This is a genomic window from Clostridium sp., from assembly GCF_051654825.1.
Lineage (GTDB): Bacteria > Bacillota > Clostridia > Clostridiales > Clostridiaceae > Clostridium.
The window spans coordinates 1-15746 of sequence record NZ_JBOFYU010000144.1 but is presented as its reverse complement, the minus strand read 5'-3'; the positions used below and the strand labels follow the sequence as shown (position 1 = coordinate 15746).

The window sequence follows — 15746 nt, the reverse complement described above, 5'->3', positions numbered from 1 at the left end:
CTAATGCTTCAGCGGCTTTATCGGTATTTACATTCCAATATGGAGCTACTGCTATGCATACGCTAATAATTATCCACAATAGTATATAATTGATTTACATTCCAATATGGAGCTACTGCTATCCTAAATGTTAGCAATTTTATTAGATGGGTTATATATTTACATTCCAATATGGAGCTACTGCTATTGATCCAAGTAAGAATAATAATGAACTAGTATATTCATTTACATTCCAATATGGAGCTACTGCTATACGTTCATCGACAATCGGCTCTATTATTAGCTTTTAACAACTATTTTTGTCTATGTCATGATTTTATAAGATTAAGTCTGATTTTTCAGCATTAGTTATTCATTAAATGTACTTTAACCTTTTGAAATATCTTCAATTGTCTATCCCCTTATATTTTAACACTATCTTACTTCGACAATCAAATAAAATTACTTGCTTTATCTTCTTGTTTTCCCCATAAATCTTTGATTAACCATCGTTCATTTCTACTTTTAAATAGTATTATAGAATCCACATCTTTTCTTATTATTTTATCTAATTCATATTTTAGTCTAATTATTTGTGATTCTGCAAGCTCACCTTCAAATACTGAGTTTTGAATATGCGATAGATATTTTTTACAGGCTTTAAATGTTCTATTTAGAACTCGTGGGCCATCACCTTCACTTTTTATATCATAAACTAATATAACGTACATCTATTCCCGCTCCTTTACCACCATATCTTAAATGGATCATAATCTTTTTCACCTAATAAATGCTTTATTAGCTTATAACATTCTAATCTCATTAAATATTCATAGGATACACTTTTATTTAAATCTTTGTGCTTAATAGTAGTTTGTAATCTTGAATCTAATTCTGCTACAATCATTCTAGATGCTTCCTTTTTTAAATGTAAATAATTTAACTCTTTAGTAAAGCTCTTTTCTGTTATTTGCTTTTTGTTTAGTAAAGAAAATATTAATCTATCTGCTAAGATAGGTTTAAAAATTTCAGCAATATCTAAGCTTAAAGAGAATCTCCTAACTCCAGGCTCATGAAGATAACTTACAGTTGGATTAAGCTGAGTATGATATATTGCTCCAAGTACCTTTGTATATACCAAAGTATTAACAAATGATATTAATGTATTTATCATATTATCTGGTGGATTTTTAACTCTTTTTGTGAAATCAATCTTTTGATCTATCACTATATTCCAAGCTTCGTAATATACTTTTCTAATATTGCCTTCGTATCCCATAAGCTCATTTACAGTTTTACTTGTGTAGATATGTTTTCTTAAGCCCTCTATGGCATCCATATAATTTTGTAGATCTTTCCCTCTACCATTATAGTATCTTAAGTTTCTGTAAATATTATAACTAGCTCCATCAACGAATTTCTTTGCTATTTCTAATCTCTTATCTTCATCTGTATAATGAGTTACTTGACTAACTAATAGACTTCCTGATACAAGTTTCTCTCTTGGTTGAAATGTTCCAGTATAAAAACTATAGTAATTAAAAAAATGGACCATAACTTCATATTGAGATAAAAAATTTATCAGACTTGTATTTAACTCCATTTCAGACATAACATATATTTCATTCACAGTCTCTATTGGAATATACCGCCTCTCTCCAGCTTCGTCAGTAAATGCTATAGAGTTATCTTTCCTTTTTAATATACCATTATTGTAAATATAATAACTTCTTTTCATAAATCCAAAATCCCCCTTTTATATAAAACATAAATCATAATAAGCACATGATTTACATATTTTCTTTTTATCTAAAGGAGGCGAATTTTTGTCAGTAACTATTGCTTGTATTTCTTTTAAAATCTCCTCTATTAATAAAATATCTTCCTTTGTTAATTCAACCTCTACACTTTGTTTAAGTAATGGATAGTCAACCTTTCCTTTTATATTATTTACACCTTTCTTTTTTAAAAAATATAAATAATACTTTACTTGTAATATACTAGCCTCCTCGATCTTATTACTTTTCTTAACCTCATGTAATATCCCTTTCGTTCTTATAAAATCAATATTTATTATGTTATCTATATTGATATGTTTATTATCCCGCTTGTAGGTTTCTTCATCGATAACTTTCCCAATTTCTACACTTTCATTTCCTTGCTCCATCTGTATTTCATTATAGAAATACCATAACTTTCTTTTGCAAACCTCATAGTAATAAATCATTACACCAGTGATTTCTTTTTCCATCCTTCACCTCTATTTTTTATTACCATATGTTCGATTCCCTCTTAGCATTGTCGTACTGCATCCTTTTATAACCTACTTCATCATATTCACACTCTATTACCCTAATATAATCTTTACTATTCCTACTTAAATAGACTTTTGAATACGATACAGCTTGCCCTTTTCTTAAGGCTCTTTCATAATTATTTACGTCAAATGGATGAACAGATACTGTGTATTTATTAATTTTATCCTTTAATTCTACTCTTTCATAAGCAGTTAAACTTTCATTTACTAACCTATTAGAGATACCTTGTATTTCTTCATAATAGTCCTTATAAATACGACTTGGAATTATTTCCGTTGATAGTATGTTTCTTAAATCAACTTTGTCTAAATCAAACTCATATGGTGGTATATCTTTTACATAGTTATAAACTTTTTTATATTCTCTCATATAGTCACTACCCTTTAAATTTTCAGTAGTAAGATATTTTTTTATTAAGTTTATTTTTTCTTTTTCTGATATTTGTCCATCATATGAAAGTATTGCCTCTTTTGATAGTTCATATAACCTTTTATCAATAAAACCTTTGTCGCCATTGGTTAAGTTTCCAGCATCAATATCAGTGTATATAAAGCAATTATATTTACTACTATCTTTTTTACCTTTTCTATTACATCTACCTAGCCTTTGAAATAATGAATTTAACTCTTGTAACTCTGTAAATAAGTAATCAAAGTCTATATCTAAGCTAGCTTCAACAATAGAGGTAGATATCCATATACCATTTTGCTTATCAATATTTCTATCTTTATCAAATGTTTTGCCAAACTCTATAATCTCTGATTCTTTTTCTAATCTGTCTTTTCTTATAAATTTGCTATGCAAAATATTTAGTTCAGACTTTGGAATATCATTCTTTAATTCTTCATAAATCTTTTGAGCTTCTTTAATGGTATTACAAACAACTAAAATCTTATTAAATTTATTTTTACCTTTATTCTCCTGATATTTATTATATATATCATCACTATTGATTCTATCTTGTAGTACCTTCAAATTATGCCTCTTTAAATTATTAGTAAATCCTTCTTCATTTTCTTTAAATCCTACATTTTTCTTTAATAGGTCTTTAACAAATGGAGGAAGTGTTGCTGTAAGTATAGCTATCTTTCCACCTAATTGGACCACTCTTTCTAGTCCATATATTAGATAAGCTAGAAGGTCTGGTCCATATGCTTGTATTTCATCTATAACAATTTTTGAATAAGATAAAGTAGTTAATTTTAGCTCATACCCTTGATATTTATAAACAAAATCAAATATCTGATCCATAGTTGAAATATTTAACGGTATAGCTAACTGCATACCTACTTTATGATAATTCATTAAATCAATTTCCTCTTGATACTCATTTGGGCTATTTATATTTCTAATGTAATACTCTAAAGAGCTTGAATGAAGTATTGCTACCCTTTTGTCTATTTCATCGTTGTTTAAAATATCTTTTCTTACTCTGTCATATATAGCATTTATTGCTGTTCTTATAGGTAATACGAAGAAACCCTTATTATCTCCAATCCATAGTAATCCAGCTTCTGTTTTACCCATACCAGTTTGTGCTATTGCAATTATATTTTCATCTCTATTTTGTATACAAAATTGTTGTAGGGTATTCCATGAGGCTTCATTATTGTTAGCTTTCCAATTAAATAATAGATTATTAAGTGAATCTTCTAAAAATCTATTAGGATATTCTACTACAGTGCCCGCACTAGCACTATAATCACATTTATGTAAATATCCTTTTATCTTTATAGTTTCTAAATCTTCAATACTACTAGATAATTTAGCTTTCAAAGTTCTTTTAACTCTACACGTATTAAATTTCTCTAATAAACTTTGTATGTGTTCTTCCTTTTTACTCATTTCATCAAAGTTATTACAGTAATTATGGTGGTTTAAAACACTATTTGCAACTTTATGATAATCTTCATTATTCTTAAAGCTCTTACTATCAATAAAATATAATGATAATATGTTGTGTACTACCTCTTTATCTTCGTTAAACTTTTTACTTTTACCTGTAACTCTTTTTTGAAATTCATCATTAATCTTACCTATATCATGATATATACATGCTTTTTCTACAAGTTCAACTAATGAATCATCTTGTATATATCCAAATTCCTTTAGCTTATCTAAACTAAATAATAAATCTATAGTATGTTCTTCAATGGTTTTATCTGGTTTCGCTTTTTTCTCTTTTATTAAAGCTAATATTTCATTATTAAGTATGTCTAATCTATCTCTCATAACACTCTCCTAAAATTTAAGCAGTAGAGCCTATTCCCTACTGCTTAAGATTATATAAAGTTGACAATATAATTTCTATTATCTTCTCTATCTATTAAAACATTTTCACTTGTCTCTTCAATAATATATTGTGATGCATAAATAACCTTTTTCTTTTCAAAAACCCTTTTGCCATCCAAAACTCTATAATTTTTATTTAAATAATATTTAGTTCCACTAACATTTTGCCCAGCTTTTGCCTTATCAAAGAATATACAACCTGATTTAACATCTTCATAGTTTAAAAATGCAGAATAATTACTAATAATATCACATTCATCATCCTTAGCTAATGTAACAATTTTAGCTTCTTCAACATTTACAAAGTCTTCACTTCTACCTATAGACTTTAAATTATAAATATTATCTTCAATTTCCTTTAATGTTTGCTCATCACTTCTTACATGAAGAACTAACTCAATATTATTTAGAATTTCATAATACTTCAAAGATGTAGTTAATGACCTAAACTTACCTATTTGCCTTGAATAATTTTCATCTTCATAGTTTTTAACCTTTTCTTTAAAATCTTTTTCTAAGGTTTTTATTTCCTTCTCTTTTTCTAAAACCTCTTTAAATTCTTTAGATTTTTTATCTAGACACTTTTTTAACTTTGTAAGCTCAACCTTTTTGTCTTTAAATTCTTCTAATTTAATCTTAAATTCAGACTTTTTATATTCATCTATTTTATCTTTTAAATCCTTTAAATTCCTAAACTCATCTATTAATGATTCATTGTGTACTTGTATTGTTATACCTTTTCTAAAACTATTTCCCTGTGATTTTTTTGCACTTGCTACTTTATCAAAAGCCGAGGATAAAAGTGTATCATTTTTCATTTTAACTAATATTCCTCTATCGTCCATTACAGAATTTAAAAAGCAATAATCTGTATATGGTTCTTTATGCATAGATTCAAAGGTTCCTTGTATACTAATATCCATTGGATGATACTCTCTATACCCACAAGCATTATGAATTGCACCTATTACAGTAGCTATAGGTGGTAGTGGATATGTCATCTTATTTTCTATAGTTTCTTCCCTTTTATAATTAGCGCTACTTTGAGTAAGCACTATCCTTAATGTTTTCATAGCTTTATACTCCGTAATAAGTATTTACTTCTTCTCTAACTGTATCAAAGAATTTAACTATAGAAGTTGCATTTAAACTATTCTTAATTTCAATTTCATTTCTTAGAGAATTCCCTTCTAAAAGTCCTACATTATATCCTTTTTGTACTTTAGCTTTTAAGTCTTCTGATATAAGTAATTTTTCTTCTTCAACTTTTACAACATTTTCAAAGAAGTGAGTTTTTCTTTCTGATAAACCGCCTACTATAAAAACTGGCTCAGCATTATCTAAATTACCTTTAACTGTTAAGCTTAGATTTTCAACTGCATCTAATATAGCATTAACTCTTGTAGCTTTTTCTGTATTACTAGCTTCTTTATACCCTGTTTCTTGTTCAAAGTTCTCATCTTTTCCTATCATCTCTAAATCTACTGTTATGCTATATACTTTTAAAGACTTATCATATTCATATTGATATGGCATAAGTCCTGCCTCTCCAGCCTTTTCTTGCAAGTTAATATTCTTTGATTTTGCAAGATTATTAGCTAAATATAAATTATTATGGAATCTTGTTTCATTTATAAAGCTTTCACAAGATATTGCATCTGTTAAGTAAAAAGAACTTTTTCTTATATTAGTAGTACCCTTTGTACTCATATATCCACCCTCAAGTGCTCTACAATTTGATGCATTTAAATCTTTATTAGCTAATTTTTGAGTTGCTCCATCCACCTCTGTTTGCAAATCATCATACATCCCGCTTTGAACCATAATTCCATTCTTTAAGCTTTCTTTACTTCTTATAGTATAAACCTTTCTGTTTTTAAATACCTTTTGCACACTTGCAATATTCCCCAACCCTTCTGAATAGTTAGATGTCATATTTGCAACTACAGTTAACGTTAATGCTTTTTTACCTTTCATAATTCCCACCCCTTATTATTTGCTTTCACTATTATTTGAACTTTTCTTTGTTAATGCATTTATAAATGTATATGCTAGATCTTTATTGTCTTCAAAATTATCATATAAGTCATATACAAAGTTAAACTCTACTCCAGAGTAATTTGATAACTGAAGTAATATTTGACATACTCTATCATAATCTTTAAAAATAATTGAGCTTGTAAGCTTCTGTCTATAACTATCTAACTTATTAGTTTCTAAAGCCTCTACTACTTTTTTTGCACTTCCATAAGCACCTTTTAATTTATCCTTCATTGACGTATCCCTCCTTATTAAAACATTCACTTTTATTAATTGGCTTACTAAATATCTTCTATTGGGTTCCTTTAGTAAAACATCTATTAAATTATCAAGTAGAACATTATTTAAAATACTTTCTGTAACTTCCTTCTGCACATTTATATAGTATTTATCCGTTACTTTATATGAAGTACATAAATCTTTATACTCTATACCTATACTTTTAAAGTTTTTAAATATTTCAATACTATCTCTCCTAATATATAAAGTTTCGAAGTATCCTTTTCCTCTATCCTTATATATTACTTCTACATCCCTATCTATAAAATCAGATGTCTCTATAATACTTTTAAATAATATTTGCCTTACATCTTGCCCTTTACTATCTTCTGTTTGCTCCTTTACTTTATTTCTTAAAAGCATGTTTGAGTTCAATAATCTATTTATTGTATAATTATCATTTATAAAGAAACTTTCTCTATTCCCCTCAAAAGCGAATGGAATAAAATCAAATTCCTTCTCATCTTGTCCTACAAAACTATTGGCATTAAATTTGTATCCTGTTGATTTACCTTTTTTAGGTGCATCAATATAATATCCAAGTAATCTACAATAATCTTGACTTTGATTAAATAACTGATTCGTATTTGCAAAATTAGCATACATATTACTTTTACTTCTAAAGGTTTCTTTTATTATTCCGCTCCTATTTTCAATTATAATATCCAATATTTTTTTAGCGTTAGTTTTATCATACTTTATCTTTGCAAAAGTCTTTTTCATTATAGTATTTGCAGATAACTTCTCATTAATAGCCTTCATATATTCATCTGTAACTTCTTTACCTTTAACATCATAATTAAGTAAAATATTTTCTATAACTTTATGATGTAGATCTCTCCCATACCAACTCTCAACGAATTCTAAATATTTCTCTTCAGATATATCTTTACTATTATAGTAAATAGAATCATCCTTAATCTCATACTCAAAATCATGATAATCTAAATACCTAATTAGTCCAACTATAGCAGCTGAATATCTCCAATCAGATGACTCTAAAGCTGTATCATATTTATTATTCTGTAACTCTATCCTCATATAAACCTCCTTTCTATACTAAATCCTGGGTAACTAAATCTAACATTCCAAAGCCCATTGATTTACGACTACCTATTCCAACATCATAAAAATGCTGCAATACTCTACTATCTCCTTGTATTTCTAATACTCCTACTGTTGTATCTATATATCTTCTATAATGCTTAACTACAACCTTTTTGCATTGTATTGGGTTAACCTTTACATTCTCAGCCTCTTTTTCTGTAAATCCACCTTTTAAAAGTTCATTAGTTAATATAACCTTTAACTTATCTCTAAACTCATTATCATTAAATACTAAATAATTATCTTTATTTGTTTCCTTACAATGATCTCTAACACATAATGCACTACCTAATGTTGTTTTAAATATAGCTCTTGAATTAACTATCTCTTCCCTTTTCTTATTAGTTATACTTTTCAAAGTCATATAATTATTATTAGGTAGCGGGTATATCTTATTTTTTTGAGCTATAAAAGCGTTATACAATATAAACCCTGTCTTATATTTATCATCAGTTGAGAAAAGTATCTTTATCTCTTTATTGTCTAACTCTATTTTATCTTTACAGAATTTAGCCTTTGGCAATATAACAGTAAAGCAATAATCTTTTTGTACTGTATCCTTAAAAAAGCTATCATAATACTTTCCACCATTACAATTTGAAATAGTATTTTTTATATAACTTACAATAGTTTTTCTATATTCAACTGGAAATATATTTTCTTTAACCTCCAGTATTAAGCAAAATCTCATAAATTCACCCCTTATTCTCTATCTTTATATTTAATTATATATCACCTGTAAATTAATGTAAACAACTCTTGATATTTTCATCAAGAGTTATAATTCAACAAGAATGAATTGTTATCAATGTGAATTTCAAATTGTATTAGTTTTTTTAAAGAGTATAAATTTAATAATTCATTTTTTAGATTGTCTTGAAAATAATACTTTAATGTTACCTTATGAAGCAGAAATGATATCCTGTATAATAAAAATAATTTATCAACTAAATGTTATTGAAAGTTTAAATAGTTAATTTAGAAAAGTTACTAATACTAAACTAATATTTCTTACTAATAAAAGCTTATAAAAAAATATTATACTTATATACCGAAAGAGTTCATTCTAAGTATGCTAGAAATTATACAAACTCAGACTTACTTACCAATTAGTTAAAATAATATTTGCTGATACATTTTCAAAAGGAGCATAAAAAAAACTTCAGCAAAGGTTTCCCAATGCCAAAGTTCTTTTAAAAGAAATCTTCTATTAAAGTATATTATTCACCTTAATTGGTGAATATATACAATGACTTGAAGACAAAATATCTTTAATTATTTCTAAGAAGAAATTTCAGATACACAAAGTTTTTTACAGGCTCGTATTTTAAATAATCAGGATTACTACATTAAACAGATGTATTTAAATCTGATATTTTATCACTTATAAAATATTTAAAATCTTAACTATAAAGACTATTTTATATCAGCTTCTAGCATCTTATTAGAAAGTAATCTCTCATATACTTTTTCAATAGATTTTTAACTGAGAACTCTGTATTTACAGTTACTTATCGAATCAAAATCTCCACTTTGCATATTCTTCTTCAAACCACCATATATCTTTTTTATCTAAGTCATTTGGCGAATCAGATACCCATAAAGTATTTACACTACTTACTCCATTTGTTCTCCTAAGATACTCAAATCTATCATATACCTGTAAACTTACCTTTTCCAATAATTGTGGTAAATCATCCCTTGAAGATGATGGAGTTCTTTCATCAATAAAATATGGTCTATCATTTTCAAATTCGAATGTATCTTTAACCCAATAAGGACAACTACTTATATGAGTGAATGCTTCAAATTTTTCACATTCTTTCACTGTATCCATATAATATTTAACTATATATTTTATATCTGAACCCTTAATAAGCTCTTCTATTTCACCAATAAGATAATTATTTAAATCATTAGCAGTAAAATATACATACAGTTTTTTTGATACTGATCCATCATTATTTATTTTTGATATATCACTATATATGTTATACCCCATGAACTCTTCGTAACTACTCATATAAATCACCACCTATAAAACAATTATATCTTTCTTCTAAATATCTTATAAAGAACTCTAGCTCTATATCATCACAAAATATCTTTAAATTTTCATCTTCAGATATAAGCTTTCTAATATCAGTAACCTTAAACTTATTTTTTATAACTGATGTATAATCTCTAAAGTCATGTTGCTTAAATATTTCATAGAAGCTCTTTCTTTCCTTGTTAAATTTAATTTGAGATATAGGGGTATTCTTTACAAATTGTTCAACGAAATCATCCTCTGTTAAGTTTAAAGCCTTCTTCATCTTTTTCTCTGATAAAAACGAAGACATACTATTTCCATTATCATATAAAGGTGCTAAAGATACATACTCCTTTAAATTCCCTATAAATCCCCAATTACCCCAATGTCTATCTGAATTTCCTATCAAGGCATCAAAGCAAGTCATCAACATAAATCTATCTAAATGTTCCTTAGTGTTAATTGTAAAGTTTTTATAGTTAGAAATTACTTTAATTACTTCATCTAATTCATATCCACTTCTATCTACATTGGTATATAAACTTGAATCCCTTATATCTTTATACGGATGTATTTTATAACTTCCCTTAGTAAAAAGTCTACAAGCGCATACTGGCTTATTATCATATGTCCCTAATAGAACGTCTTGACAGTCAATACCCATTTTTTTAGCTAGTAAAGAAGCTATATATTCTGCAATATATGATTTCTGATATACATTATTTTTTTGTTTACCTTCTTTTATCATATACACGCTATCTTCTATCCAAACAGCTATTTTAGGTAATGCTCCCCCTAATTCTAGAGGTATTTTTCTATAATTATTAAAATCTATCTTACTCATTATCTACCTCGCAAAAATACTATAAATAAATTATACTCTGTTTCATTATTTATTACTAATATAAAAATAGGAATAGCCTTAGCTATTCCTAAATTATATTTATTATTTCATTTGATAACTTTCTATAAAGTTAATACAATCTAGAGCTTTAATTGTATGGAAACTAATTTGATGCGTTGGATATTTAAATTTCATAAGTTCAAAGAATTTTTGCTTATTCATTTGTCCTTTAGTATAAGCTTCAATATAATCATAAATAGTGTCATCAGCCATAGGCCCTGCAACAACATCATACTCATGAGTCTTTCCACTACGACATTCAACTACAAACTCCAGCCATTCATCAGTATAATCTTCAAAAACTTTAACATTCAATGAATTAATATCTTTAATTTCATAAACATTTACTATAGAAGTATTAAACTTATCTGCCCATTTTTCTGATTGTTCTTTTATCTTAGTACAATAAAATCCCCATGAGAAATCTTTTGTAAATCTATGTTTACGTATTTCTGGAAACTCTATTTCTAAATAACTTCCATGATATATTAATTCAGAATTTCTTTCCATAATTTAATTACTCCCTTCATGTACAAATTTCTAATATTATTAATTATAACATAGTCACATACCGTATTGTAAGAACTGTGCATTAGTATTTTAACTAACATTTATACTATTAATATTTTCAACTCTACAAATTATCATTTGAGTATTAATTATTGGTAGTTCTAAAATTGATTCACTGTCATCAACAACTGTTGGATATTGTTTATTCAGAAGCACATTAAACATATTAGCTATTTCTAGTCCGACTTTTATTCTTTCTGAATTCGATAGAAGTGAGTACTCCTTATCCTTATATGTAACAAAGAAATCTTCCTTTATCTCACCAGTTTCTTTATTGATTTTATGAATATGTATTTTTGTATCAGTAAGTACTGTTTCAAAAATCTCAGCTATAAAATTAACATAGTTTGAATTATAGTTAACTAGAACATTTTTTTCTTTAGTTAAATCATTTATAAATACTTTTAGCTCTTCAATATTTTCATCTACCTTTATAAGCATATCTTTGTACTTATTCAGATTAGCATTATTTATATCTACTTCAGCCTGTATAGAAAGTGCTGCTTGCCTTTTGGCAGTTAAACCATCCAATTGTATTATAAACTCTCCTAAAGACATCTCCTGAGCTTCTATAAAGCTTCTTTCGCCTTTTCTATTAGTTTCATCTAAATTCTGTATTTCTAATTTAATAAAATTTATCTCTTCACTAATAGCTATAAGGCTGTCCTGCTTATTTTTATCAAACTTAGCTTGTCTATCTACATCCATGCCTTTAATTATATCTATTGATTTTTTATATTCATTAGCTGCTAATTTAATGTTTTCTATCTGATTTTCTATTGAGTTAATTTGAGTAAGCTTAAATTCCTCTGGTATAGATTGCCCACAGGAATTACAGTTACAACCTAATCCCTTAGCTTCATTAAGATTTTGCAATAATATCTTATACTGCCCTCTCATTGTTGCTAATTCTAATTCCATCTCATTTATTGAATTGATATTATCAGATATAAATTGCTCTGCAGAGATTTCTCTATATTTATTATTTAGTATTTGAAGCTTTAACTCTAGTTCCTTAGAGGAAACCCCTACATACTTTTTACTTCTTTCAACTCTTATTTTATCTTCTAGCTTTTCAATTAGTGCTAATTCATCATTAGATATAAATACTTGAACATTAATATCCTTATTCTTACATTCAATTTCTTCTTTTAGTTGAACATAAGTATTTCTTTCTCCAATCTTTATATTAAGATTATCATTAGCATCTTTAATCTTCTTAGTTAATTCCTTAATACCATTATTTATATCGCCCTTATATTTAGATATAATAGGCATCTGTTCCCATTCATTATATCTTTCTAATATCTTTAAAGGATCTATAGTTGGTAACATACTTATTAACCTCGCTCTAGCTTTTCCTGGTGTTAAGTTTAAGAAATACTTTGGATTAAATATAGATAAAAATAATTCCTTTGGTGGAATAAGTTCATCTAATGCCTTTTGAGTAGTTTTTTTATCATTAAGTTTAAGGCTTATTGTTTTCTTTCTAATTCTACTGATCTTATATAATACATCTTCAATTGAAATTTCAACTTCAACCTGCATTTCAGTTGAATTATTGTTTAATAATAGTCCATCAACCTTATCATTCCCCATCAAATTACAACCATAAAGACACCAACAGATACCTTCTGCAACTGTTGTCTTTCCAATACCATTTGGTCCTGATATAGTTGTTTTATTTCCTGAAAAATTATATACTACTTCCTTTTCGTATCCTTTGAATCCTACCATTGTTATCTTTTCAATTTTCATATTAAATACCTCTTTCTGTTATCTATTTGTTTTCTATTATCTTTAATAAAAAATATAAGGCAGCTCTCACCACCTTATATCTTTCCTGTTAAATACTTAATGCTTAACCTAGTTTAGCTACTAAATCATTAGCCTGTTCCATACTAAGCTCTTCTAAAGCTTTTACTTTATAGTAAGTTAGTATTGAGTTAATTTCTTTCCCTGTAGCTTGTATTCTACTCTTAATAAAGTTTAGAAATGCTCCTGGTACTTTAGGTTTTGCATTTTCTGATTGAAAATAATTTGTATTGTTAGCTCCTTGGTTATTCACCATGTCCTCTGAATTATTTAATCCGTTAAATTTACTTCTATTTCCAAAGCTATCACCCTTCTTGCTTTCAGTCTTAAACATCTCAGCATTAGACTTAGCTGTTTGGTTTTGAACTTGCTTCTGTTCAATGTTTCCATTAGTCCAATTACTATTTGAATTATTATATCCACTATTTTGGCTACCATAATTACTATTAGCATTGTTCTTTTGATTAACTTGTCCAGAATTAACGTTATTTTTAGAATAGTTCATTACAATATCAACTCCATAGATTTTAGTGAGTTGTCTTTTATAGAAAGCTGCTAAAGTTGTATCAAATTCTTCTCTTGCTATAACCTTAGTTTTTCCTTTCACTTCACAACGTACCCAAATAGGATCGAATGAGTATAAGTATCTACCAATACCGAATTTTACAGCTGTTCTTTTAAGTGAATTAGATAATCCACCCTTAACAGATTCAATGTCAGTATTCTCGCTTCCATCCCATTTAGTGATTATTTTTTCACCTATAGTTACCGTAATTCCACATAGTTGTGCATTACTACCCCATGGTTTATATTCATCACTCCATCCAGTAATTCCAAAGACTGCATCTAATCTATCCATGATAGCTCTACTTGTTACATAAGGTAATGCTAATGCTTTAACCTCACCACTACGCTCAAAAGAACTACCTATTCTCCATTCAATTTCCTCAAATGTGAATGGTTTTTTTAATTCAGCTTCTAACTCTCTTACATTAATTACTTCACCATTATTCATATTATTTACCTCATCTTCTGTTATATTTTTGTTTATTGTTATCTTTCTTTTACTATTGTCTAACTCGTAGAAATAAAAAAATCCCTATAAAACTCTATAAAGAGTCCTATAAGGATTATCTACTCAATTTGTTAAATACCACCGAACCCATATATATAAGCCGATTATGTTAAATAAAATATTAATTTATACATTAATTTTACCATGATACTTTATAATCTTCATTATGAAATTATTGGGTGATTAATATATAATTAATACTAATTACATATTGACTAATGAACTCCCCTAATCTCGCACATATCAATTTATTTTTATTCTAATAATTTATAGTTAGCTTCTTTTAATACATTTCCTTGATTAGTCGAAGTACTTTCTAACTTACTTAATTCTCTAGGTGATAATGGTATATACTCAACCATAAACTCATAGACACGCTTATCATAGTTATATTCTTTAATAATAAGATTATTGTCCTGAAGCTCTTTTAAGGATGCTAATACTCTATCTCTTTGCCTATCTTTTCTTTTAGTGTTCCAGTATATAGCTGTTGAAAATGCACCTAACCCTATTACATCATTATATTCCTTGCTGTTAATAGCTAATCTATATCTTCTTTTTTGGAACCAAATAGCTAGTTGTTGTGAATCTGAACTTAAACTGTTAAAAGTTGCTTCATCATATTCAAATGTACTTTTCTTAAGTACTACAGCTTGAAGTATTGGCCCTAAGTACACTGTCGCCCTTTTAACTCCCTCATCTTCATATATCATACAACCTAATAGGTTACCATGTATTGAATTTCCCTCTAAATCATATGATAGATTCATACTACCTAGTTTTGCTAATGAGTTTTCTACTTGTTCATAATATTGTGGTCTATTAGGTAGTCCTAAATCCGTAACTACTTGATATATAGTTTTATCTATTGGATCACCTAATACCATTTTTTCTAAGTGAGTATAATAATATCTTATTATGTTAACGTCAGTTGAATTAAGATACTTAACTGATTTTAGTAAAGCAATTTGTGTCATCATATCTAAGAACTTATCTGCCTTACCACCCTTTTTTATCTCTATATATGTTTTCTTTTCTAACTGTAATAGAATTTCATCATATTCAGCTTGATCGAACATTATCAATTTGTCTATTGTACTTGGTGAATTTATGTCACCAGCTTCATCTAAATCCTTTTTTTGTTCTTCTGATAAAAAATCTATTCTTGAGGTAGTATCAATTGGTAAATCTGATAGTATTGTTGGTACCTTCGTTAATGGTTTACTATTTTCATCTTCTAAATATTTCATTAAATATTTAAGTGAAATATCATTCTTAAATGCAGAACCTATAGCTCTCTTATCTAAATTCTCAATATATTTAAATTCAGTAAGT

The 15746-nt window shown here is 27.3% G+C and carries 15 protein-coding genes; 1 reads left to right on the top strand and 14 read right to left on the bottom strand.

Annotation, left to right across the window (positions count from 1 at the left end; all coding sequences use genetic code 11):
• The first annotated feature begins 146 nt into the window (after nucleotides 1-146).
• Entirely contained in the window at nucleotides 147-290 is a 144-nt protein-coding gene (locus ACRDBA_RS08825; RefSeq protein WP_438572555.1) for a hypothetical protein, read from the top strand.
• Nucleotides 291-431: 141 nt separating this feature from the next.
• Here the strand turns inward: ACRDBA_RS08825 and cas2 are convergent, their stop codons facing one another.
• The 14 genes from cas2 to ACRDBA_RS08755 form a co-directional block, all read right to left on the bottom strand.
• Entirely contained in the window at nucleotides 432-710 is a 279-nt protein-coding gene (gene cas2 / locus ACRDBA_RS08820; RefSeq protein ID WP_438572554.1) for a CRISPR-associated endonuclease Cas2, read from the bottom strand.
• A 14-nt stretch (nucleotides 711-724) separates the two neighbouring features.
• Nucleotides 725-1717 carry a type I-B CRISPR-associated endonuclease Cas1b gene (gene cas1b / locus ACRDBA_RS08815; RefSeq protein WP_438572553.1) on the bottom strand — a complete coding sequence of 331 codons (993 nt, stop codon included), beginning with the start codon at nucleotides 1715-1717 and terminating at the stop codon, nucleotides 725-727.
• An 18-nt stretch (nucleotides 1718-1735) separates the two neighbouring features.
• On the bottom strand, nucleotides 1736-2230 hold the full coding sequence (cas4, locus tag ACRDBA_RS08810) for a CRISPR-associated protein Cas4 (RefSeq protein WP_438572552.1): 495 nt from the start codon (nucleotides 2228-2230) through the stop codon (nucleotides 1736-1738).
• A gap of 19 nt (nucleotides 2231-2249) precedes the next feature.
• A complete protein-coding gene (cas3, locus tag ACRDBA_RS08805; protein WP_438572551.1) occupies nucleotides 2250-4529 on the bottom strand; it encodes a CRISPR-associated helicase Cas3' in 2280 nt (759 codons plus the stop codon).
• 50 nt (nucleotides 4530-4579) lie between these two features.
• Nucleotides 4580-5662, bottom strand: coding sequence for a CRISPR-associated protein Cas5 (gene cas5 / locus ACRDBA_RS08800; protein WP_438572550.1), 1083 nt, complete (start codon nucleotides 5660-5662; stop codon nucleotides 4580-4582).
• A 4-nt stretch (nucleotides 5663-5666) separates the two neighbouring features.
• The gene (cas7i, locus tag ACRDBA_RS08795) at nucleotides 5667-6566 is read right to left on the bottom strand and encodes a type I-B CRISPR-associated protein Cas7/Cst2/DevR (RefSeq protein ID WP_438572549.1); all 900 of its coding nucleotides are present in this window, start codon (nucleotides 6564-6566) and stop codon (nucleotides 5667-5669) included.
• 15 nt (nucleotides 6567-6581) lie between these two features.
• A complete protein-coding gene (gene cas8a1, locus ACRDBA_RS08790; protein WP_438572548.1) occupies nucleotides 6582-7949 on the bottom strand; it encodes a type I CRISPR-associated protein Cas8a1/Csx8 in 1368 nt (455 codons plus the stop codon).
• 13 nt (nucleotides 7950-7962) lie between these two features.
• Nucleotides 7963-8706, bottom strand: coding sequence for a CRISPR-associated endoribonuclease Cas6 (cas6, locus tag ACRDBA_RS08785; protein ID WP_438572547.1), 744 nt, complete (start codon nucleotides 8704-8706; stop codon nucleotides 7963-7965).
• Nucleotides 8707-9534: 828 nt separating this feature from the next.
• Complete coding sequence (locus tag ACRDBA_RS08780; protein ID WP_438572546.1) at nucleotides 9535-10038, bottom strand: hypothetical protein; 504 nt, start codon at nucleotides 10036-10038, stop codon at nucleotides 9535-9537.
• A complete protein-coding gene (locus ACRDBA_RS08775) occupies nucleotides 10031-10891 on the bottom strand; it encodes a HipA domain-containing protein (RefSeq protein WP_438572545.1) in 861 nt (286 codons plus the stop codon). The genes ACRDBA_RS08780 and ACRDBA_RS08775 overlap by 8 nt, the downstream gene beginning before the upstream one ends.
• A 102-nt stretch (nucleotides 10892-10993) precedes the next feature.
• Complete coding sequence (locus ACRDBA_RS08770) at nucleotides 10994-11461, bottom strand: DUF3990 domain-containing protein (protein ID WP_438572544.1); 468 nt, start codon at nucleotides 11459-11461, stop codon at nucleotides 10994-10996.
• Between the two features lie 90 nt (nucleotides 11462-11551).
• Entirely contained in the window at nucleotides 11552-13279 is a 1728-nt protein-coding gene (locus ACRDBA_RS08765; protein ID WP_438572543.1) for an AAA family ATPase, read from the bottom strand.
• A gap of 103 nt (nucleotides 13280-13382) precedes the next feature.
• Nucleotides 13383-14351, bottom strand: a complete 969-nt coding sequence (locus ACRDBA_RS08760) for a Rad52/Rad22 family DNA repair protein (protein WP_438572542.1) — start codon at nucleotides 14349-14351, stop codon at nucleotides 13383-13385.
• Nucleotides 14352-14665: 314 nt separating this feature from the next.
• Nucleotides 14666-15746: hypothetical protein (locus ACRDBA_RS08755; RefSeq protein ID WP_438572541.1), on the bottom strand; the 1081-nt coding region annotated here is incomplete at its 5' end.

Bases quoted from the DNA above. Each gene is read 5' to 3' on its own strand.
- ACRDBA_RS08825 (WP_438572555.1), top strand. From the start codon at position 147: ATGGGTTATATATTTACATTCCAATATGGAGCTACTGCTATTGATCCA.
- cas2 (WP_438572554.1), bottom strand. From the start codon at position 710: ATGTACGTTATATTAGTTTATGATATAAAAAGTGAAGGTGATGGCCCA.
- cas1b (WP_438572553.1), bottom strand. From the start codon at position 1,717: ATGAAAAGAAGTTATTATATTTACAATAATGGTATATTAAAAAGGAAA.
- cas4 (WP_438572552.1), bottom strand. From the start codon at position 2,230: ATGGAAAAAGAAATCACTGGTGTAATGATTTATTACTATGAGGTTTGC.
- cas3 (WP_438572551.1), bottom strand. From the start codon at position 4,529: ATGAGAGATAGATTAGACATACTTAATAATGAAATATTAGCTTTAATA.
- cas5 (WP_438572550.1), bottom strand. From the start codon at position 5,662: ATGAAAACATTAAGGATAGTGCTTACTCAAAGTAGCGCTAATTATAAA.
- cas7i (WP_438572549.1), bottom strand. From the start codon at position 6,566: ATGAAAGGTAAAAAAGCATTAACGTTAACTGTAGTTGCAAATATGACA.
- cas8a1 (WP_438572548.1), bottom strand. From the start codon at position 7,949: ATGAGGATAGAGTTACAGAATAATAAATATGATACAGCTTTAGAGTCA.
- cas6 (WP_438572547.1), bottom strand. From the start codon at position 8,706: ATGAGATTTTGCTTAATACTGGAGGTTAAAGAAAATATATTTCCAGTT.
- ACRDBA_RS08780 (WP_438572546.1), bottom strand. From the start codon at position 10,038: ATGAGTAGTTACGAAGAGTTCATGGGGTATAACATATATAGTGATATA.
- ACRDBA_RS08775 (WP_438572545.1), bottom strand. From the start codon at position 10,891: ATGAGTAAGATAGATTTTAATAATTATAGAAAAATACCTCTAGAATTA.
- ACRDBA_RS08770 (WP_438572544.1), bottom strand. From the start codon at position 11,461: ATGGAAAGAAATTCTGAATTAATATATCATGGAAGTTATTTAGAAATA.
- ACRDBA_RS08765 (WP_438572543.1), bottom strand. From the start codon at position 13,279: ATGAAAATTGAAAAGATAACAATGGTAGGATTCAAAGGATACGAAAAG.
- ACRDBA_RS08760 (WP_438572542.1), bottom strand. From the start codon at position 14,351: ATGAATAATGGTGAAGTAATTAATGTAAGAGAGTTAGAAGCTGAATTA.